Origin of the sequence: Collinsella sp. CLA-ER-H11, from assembly GCF_040092445.1 — a bacterium.
Lineage (GTDB): Bacteria > Actinomycetota > Coriobacteriia > Coriobacteriales > Coriobacteriaceae > Collinsella.
Map to the genome: position 1 here is coordinate 164509 of NZ_JBBNLN010000005.1, position 6000 is coordinate 170508.

The window sequence follows — 6000 nt, forward strand, 5'->3', positions numbered from 1 at the left end:
GTTTTAGCGAACCCCGCGGGAGTGACACGCATGGATAACAACACTTTGCTGTTCCAGGACAAAGGTTCGGGTAGGTTTAAAGACGTTAAGATCTACCCCAACCGTATTGAGGTGCTCAAGAAGGGCACTTTTGGTGGCAAGCACACCGAGATTGTTTATCTTAAGGACATTACGGGCGTCAATAGAATCAAAGGCCGCGATGTTTTTTTGCGCAATCGTCTGTTGACCGCTTGCGTCTTTAGCCTGAGTAGCCGTGCGAAGGCCCAGGAATTTGTGAACGCGCTGAACATGGTGATGTAGCCGATAGCGGCGTTCGGGCCAAGGTAAAAATCGGGGGCACAGAACGGTGTTCTGCGCCCCCGATTGAGTCGATGTGTCTAAAAGGCCGGCTTGCCTATTCGACAACGTCCTCGTTGTTTTCACCGTCACTGGCAAGCATCGCCGCGCCGGCGACCGTTGTCGCCACGGCTGCGGCAGCGAGCCCGGCGGCAACGCCAGAGCTGTCGCCCGTGTCGGCGAGCTTTCCGCCCGAGCCCTTGCCCTTGTTGCCCTTACCGTTCTTATCAGCGCTGCCTGCGTTGGAACCCGTGCCGCTGCCGGTGCCGGTGCCGCCTGCACTGTCCGAGGCCGCTACGGTAAAGCTTGCGGCTCCGTCGCTGGCGAGCGTGTAGTTCTGCGCCGCGTTGCCCAAGAGACCGTTCACGCGCACCCAGTACGTTCCTGCGGCAAATGTTTCGCCCTCGGCCATTGCTGTGCCCGGAGCGCCGTTCGCGTCGTGCACAAACTCGAGCTGGGCCGTGCAGGCATCGGTTTCGAGCTTGCCCTCGAGTGATGCCGCAATCTTGGCGCGCACGTCTTCGCCGGCCTTAAGGCCTTCGAGTCCCTCAAAATGGGGCGTCAGCGCGCGTGGATCGATATCGATGGGCACAGAGCCCTGCAGCCCCGTAACGGTCTCGTTGCCCAGGGCGTCGACATCCACGTATTCAATGGCAAACGCATGGCCCGAAGCTGTCGCGTTGAGCGCGTTGCTGCTGTCGGCAAGGCGGAAATGACCCTCGCCAACGGTCTTGCCATCCTGGAATGAGGCATCGCTCAGCGAGTCGCCGTACGTCATGCGCATGCGGGTCGGGAGATAGTACGGGAGATAGTACGAAGCCGTCTGCTTGTGCTCCGTATCGTAATTGCGCTGATAGATGCTCCGGGCCAGCGCCGCATCAACAAAGTCGGATGCGATGATGCCAATGTGCTTGAGGTAATCTGACTTTGTATCCTCGATGCCGCTGGGATTGATGTACGGGCTCTTATACAGATGCTCGTTGACTACTCGTGCCGAGGTAAAAGGATTGCCTCCGTGCGACAAGCCCGTGCAGCTGGTGTAGTTGATAGACCAGCAACGCTCCAGGACTTTCTCCTTGGCCCCGTTATCGTCCTCGACATCTACCTCGTTGCGCGTGCGCCCGGTCGTTTCCTTCAGCGCATTATCGACCCAGCTGAGCTTGTCGGTTCCCGTGAGTTTGTACTTGTCCTGGGCGTATACCTTGGTGCAATAGGGCTCTTTGTCGCCTGTTTCCCCGCGGCTTCAAAGCCCTGCGCGTTTTGGACGAGGCACATGGAGCTGCTGTCGGTGTGCGCTGCGATTTTGTTATCCCATTCGGTGAGGTCGAGTCCCCACGTGTGGCCGCTTACGCTGTCGCCGGCGAGTCCAAATCGACGTAGCAGGACGATTTTTCCGCGCACCTCGCCCAGTGTGGGAACGCGGCTCGACGTATAGAACAGTTTGGGGTTGTCGTCCAAAACCTTGGCGAAAGCCGTCGTAACACTTTCGTCGGTAGCCTCGTCGTTGCCTCGTGATACAAGCATGATGAGCGCTTCTGTCGGGTTTTCGTTCAAAAACGTTTTGAAGTAGCCTATGACATCGGAAAGATGCATAAAGTACGCGTCTTTTTTGAGCAGGTAGTAATCCCCGTGGTCGATACCGGGGTTGTCGCCCTTTCCGAGCCGGATATCAAAATAGCGAATGCCTTCGAGCAACTGCGTGGGAATGTAATCCTGCTGGCATTTTACTTGCGAGGATTGGGGCTCAGTGTCGTTGTCCACGCTGCAGGTGCCCGAATCGTGCGTACCCGGGATGCTCAGCTCGTCGAGGAACTTGTTGTCGTCGACGTATTTCATCCAACATGGCCCATCGACGTAGCTGCTGTACGTGATCCAGTCGAGGCTGCTAACCGTGGCATCGTTCTTTTTCATGTCGTAACCGATAAGTTCGAGCTCCCACGGAATGCTCTTACTCTTATGGCAGATCTTATTGTTGTCCTGGTCTTCGCCGTTCGATTCTATTGCCAGGTACTTAATGTCTTTTTTCTCGGTTTCTTTCTCGACCGTGCGGTCTCGGATGATATAGGTTCCGTTTGATTGACGCTCGAACGCAAAAGAGCGGCTGGGCTTGCCGTCATGCTCGCCACTCCATACGTGGATGACCTTTCCGTCTTTGTCCGAGTCGCCATCGACCGACCAAATGCTGTAGCCCGTCTTTTTATGCTCTTCGAAATTGAGCAAGGTGCGGATAGCATACCAGTTTGTATCGTCATTCTTGGTCGTTACGTTCTCAAGGATGAGCTTGCTGGACGTGCCGTCATTAAACAGATGGCAGACGTTGCCGATGACGTTGCCGTCTTCGTTAACGCTTGCGGTACGAAAATAGCCCGCGGGGCGAAGGCGAATGACGAAATTGTCGAGGCTGACTGCTGGCCCGGCCGTGCCGTCCGCAAAGGCTGCCCGCGGGCTAATGCCCAGCATGGCGGTTTCGGGCAGGCTTGCAAGTGGCGACAACGCCGCGAGTCCAAGGCCCAACGTAAATGCTCGGCGGCTGATGGCGTGATGTTCGGTCATAACTTCTCCATTCGCAGAGTGCGGTTATGCGATAGTTTTGGTCACTATACTGCTCAGATGTTTAAAGATGCTGGTTTAATTGCCTGCGCGGCACAATAAATCGGCGGGCGGACGTGTTGGGGCGTTTGTCGTTTTCGTACTGTTGCTACATTTGGGGCGGTTCCGGCGTCCGGCATCCTCGCGTTCGTTGGCTACAGGCATAAGAAAGGGAGGGTCGGTTTACCGGCCCTCCCTGGGTACGAAGCGCTGGGGTACCGTCGCTTGTTTGCACTGCGACCGTGTTTTCCGTTGCGCTCGCCAGTCGCTTAGCGCTTGATCTCGATATCGTCGAGCTTGACGTCCATGGCCTCGGTCTTGGCCTCGGCGATGTCGTCGGCAAATTTCAGAGACTTCATCATGGTCTCGACGGCGTCCTTGTGCTCCTCGACGTTGTCGATACGCACATACACACTGCCCCCGTCAACGTCGGTGAAGTATTCGGTCGTCACGCCGCCCGAGTGCGTGAAGTAGGCACTGCGCCAGGTCTTGCCGTTGTACTTAACGGGATCGCTCTCGGTCCATCCAGAGTTGGCCTTCCATTTGGCCTCGTAGTCGAACAGCTCGTCGGCGTTCTTGTCAGAGTCGAAGACAGGGATGAAGCGATCGCTGGCGTGCTCGCTCTCGGTGAACTTAAACTGGGCCCTGTCGGCGGTGTCGCCTGCGACGTCGGTGATCTCGACGCCCTCGGGGACCTCGACCTTAAACCAAATGAAGTCGGTCCTCATATCCACGGCTGGCTTTTCTGCTCCACCGCCACCGCCACTTCCGGTAGCGCCGCCGCTGCCACCGCAGCCCACCAGGGCAACTGCGGCAAAGAGGCTTATGCAGAGGGTGAGAATCGCAAAGGCCTTCTTTTTCATGGTCGTGTCCTCCTCGATCTGTAACCGCCCACGGATTACCTGCCTTTACTGTACGCGTGGACGGCTCGCTAGGGTGGGCCATGTGTCCCATTCTGGGGGCTGGAATTGCGCCGACAAGTGGCAATATGTGCGGTCGCAAAAGAGGGGAGGGCCGATGCTGTCGGCCCTCCCCGGGGTGAGGTGCCCGTTGATTTAATGGGGCGCGCGTGCGTGGGCGTTGCCCCAACAGGTTCCTTGTTTATAGATATGCCTCAGTTTTTGACGTCCGGAAGTCTCGAAAGGTGGGCCACGTGTCCCATGTTTGCGGTGCCGACGCCTATCGTTCGTCATAGAAATCCGCGATGGCCAGGTGCGCTGACGCTCATGTACTTATGGGCTAGACTTAGCACCATTATGTGATTGATGCGGTCGGTCGGCGGTTGCCACCCGACCGATGTATATGACTTGAAGGTGCGTGCGTATGAGCCAAGAGATGATGGATAAAACCTGTCGAGAGTTTGCCCAAGCGCTGGCTGCTCGCGAGCCGGTTCCCGGTGGCGGTAGTGCGAGCGCCTTTGTGGGCGCACTGGGCGCCTCGCTTTGCGGGATGGTCGCTCGTTATGGGGCAACTAATCCCGCGCTTGCCGATCGCGCAGACGATCTGACGCGCGCATTTGCCCAGGCGGATGAGTTGGCGCAGGAACTTGTGGGTCTGGTTGCCGAGGACGTTCGTGCCTACGGGCAGGTGTCCGCGGCGTACGGTATTCCGCGTGACGATCCGGCTCGAGCGACCGCGATTCAGGATGCGCTGCATGTGGCCGCCATGCCACCGTATCGCATTATGGATGCCTGCGGGCGCGCGCTGGCGCTGCTCGAGGACATGGCGGACAAGGGCTCCCGACAGCTGCTGTCCGACGTGGCGTGCGGCGCCGTATTCTGCCGCGCCGCCATGCAGGGCGCGAGCCTGACGCTCTTTGCCAACACTACGTCTATGAAAGATCGGGCACGCGCTGAGGAGCTTGAGGCGGCGTGCGATGAGCTGCTGGATACGTGGCTGCCGCGCGCCGATGCGCTGGCGCGCCGTGCCGCCGATGCCGCCAGGAAGAGGGGATAGCCATGGCCGAGCTGCTGAAGGGTGCTCCCGTTGCTCGCGCTTTGACTGAGGAACTTGCTGCTCGCTGCGCAGCCCTGCGCGAGCGGGGCGTTGTTCCGACGTTGGCTATCGTGCGTGTAGGTGAACGCGAGGACGACCTATCCTACGAGCGCGGTGCGCTCAAGCGCTGCGAAAAAGTGGGGATTGAGGCTCGTCGTGTTTTGCTTTCTGCCGATGTTTCGCAGGAGGAGCTGTTGGCGGCCATCGAGGACATCAATGCCGATTCGGCTGTTCATGGCTGTCTGATGTTCCGCCCGCTGCCCGCCGGCCTTGACGAGAACGCCGTCGCCGCAGCGCTCGATCCCGCCAAGGACGTTGACTCCATGACGCCGTCTTCGCTGCTTACCACGCTTTCGGGGCGCGGCGAGGGTTTTGCTCCCTGCACGGCCGAGGCAGTGTTAGCGTTGCTGGACCATTACGGTGTTGAGCTGGATGGAGCTAAGGTTGCTGTGGCCGGGCGTTCGCTGGTGATCGGGCGTCCTGTTGCCGCCATGCTTACGGCGCGCAATGCGACCGTGACGACGTGCCATACGCATACACGCGATCTTGCTGCCGAGTGCCGTTCTGCCGATATCGTTGTTGCGGCCGTTGGACGCGCGAGCACGATTGGCGCGGATGCCGTTCGCGAGGGCCAGACGATCATTGATGTTGGCATTAACTGGGACGAGGCCGCTGGCAAGCTGGTCGGGGACATCGATTTTGATGCTGCGGAGCCGGTCGTTAACGCCATCACGCCCGTGCCGGGCGGCGTGGGGGCTGTGACCACCGCGATTCTCGCCAAACACGTGATTGAGGCGGCGGAGCGCGCATCGAAATAGGCGTTTTGGGCTGTTTGAGGGGGTTAGCTATATACCACGTGGTCAAACAATGCCAAATATGAGTACTGTTGCCAAGATAGTCACATATGTCTTACGTCTTTTTGGCTTCCTAACGGTATCCATTATCGTTAGGAAGGTGGCGCGCGCAGACGTGGTGTAAGAGCGTCCTGAGGTCCGTCGCTGCAAGTCCCGATGTTACTCCTTCTTGAGACCGCGCCTCTCGACTATCTCGTCCACTATCTCCCTGGCGCGCCGCCCGAGC

6 protein-coding genes are annotated in these 6000 nt (G+C 58.7%); 3 read left to right on the forward strand and 3 right to left on the reverse strand.

The window, feature by feature from the left end:
* Positions 1–30 precede the first annotated feature (30 nt).
* Entirely contained in the window at positions 31–300 is a 270-nt protein-coding gene (locus AAAX35_RS05550; RefSeq protein WP_022095134.1) for a hypothetical protein, read from the forward strand.
* Positions 301–394: 94 nt separating this feature from the next.
* Here the strand turns inward: AAAX35_RS05550 and AAAX35_RS05555 are convergent, their stop codons facing one another.
* The 3 genes from AAAX35_RS05555 to AAAX35_RS05565 form a co-directional block, all read right to left on the reverse strand.
* Positions 395–1360: a hypothetical protein gene (locus tag AAAX35_RS05555; RefSeq protein ID WP_349116986.1), complete on the reverse strand. Its 966-nt coding sequence runs from the start codon at positions 1358–1360 to the stop codon at positions 395–397.
* Positions 1361–1470: 110 nt separating this feature from the next.
* Positions 1471–2889, reverse strand: a complete 1419-nt coding sequence (locus tag AAAX35_RS05560) for a phosphatidylinositol-specific phospholipase C domain-containing protein (RefSeq protein WP_349116987.1) — start codon at positions 2887–2889, stop codon at positions 1471–1473.
* 305 nt (positions 2890–3194) lie between these two features.
* Positions 3195–3788: a hypothetical protein gene (locus AAAX35_RS05565; RefSeq protein WP_349116988.1), complete on the reverse strand. Its 594-nt coding sequence runs from the start codon at positions 3786–3788 to the stop codon at positions 3195–3197.
* A 460-nt stretch (positions 3789–4248) separates the two neighbouring features.
* On the opposite strand from AAAX35_RS05565, the gene AAAX35_RS05570 reads away from it, so the two are divergent.
* Both AAAX35_RS05570 and AAAX35_RS05575 read left to right on the forward strand, forming a co-directional pair.
* Complete coding sequence (locus AAAX35_RS05570) at positions 4249–4881, forward strand: cyclodeaminase/cyclohydrolase family protein (RefSeq protein WP_349116989.1); 633 nt, start codon at positions 4249–4251, stop codon at positions 4879–4881.
* Between the two features lie 2 nt (positions 4882–4883).
* A complete protein-coding gene (locus AAAX35_RS05575) occupies positions 4884–5738 on the forward strand; it encodes a bifunctional 5,10-methylenetetrahydrofolate dehydrogenase/5,10-methenyltetrahydrofolate cyclohydrolase (protein WP_349116990.1) in 855 nt (284 codons plus the stop codon).
* Positions 5739–6000: the final 262 nt, after the last annotated feature.

Coding starts and splice junctions, on each gene's coding strand:
- AAAX35_RS05550 (WP_022095134.1), top strand. CDS start 31: ATGGATAACAACACTTTGCTGTTCCAGGACAAAGGTTCGGGTAGGTTT.
- AAAX35_RS05560 (WP_349116987.1), bottom strand. CDS start 2,889: ATGACCGAACATCACGCCATCAGCCGCCGAGCATTTACGTTGGGCCTT.
- AAAX35_RS05565 (WP_349116988.1), bottom strand. CDS start 3,788: ATGAAAAAGAAGGCCTTTGCGATTCTCACCCTCTGCATAAGCCTCTTT.
- AAAX35_RS05570 (WP_349116989.1), top strand. CDS start 4,249: ATGAGCCAAGAGATGATGGATAAAACCTGTCGAGAGTTTGCCCAAGCG.
- AAAX35_RS05575 (WP_349116990.1), top strand. CDS start 4,884: ATGGCCGAGCTGCTGAAGGGTGCTCCCGTTGCTCGCGCTTTGACTGAG.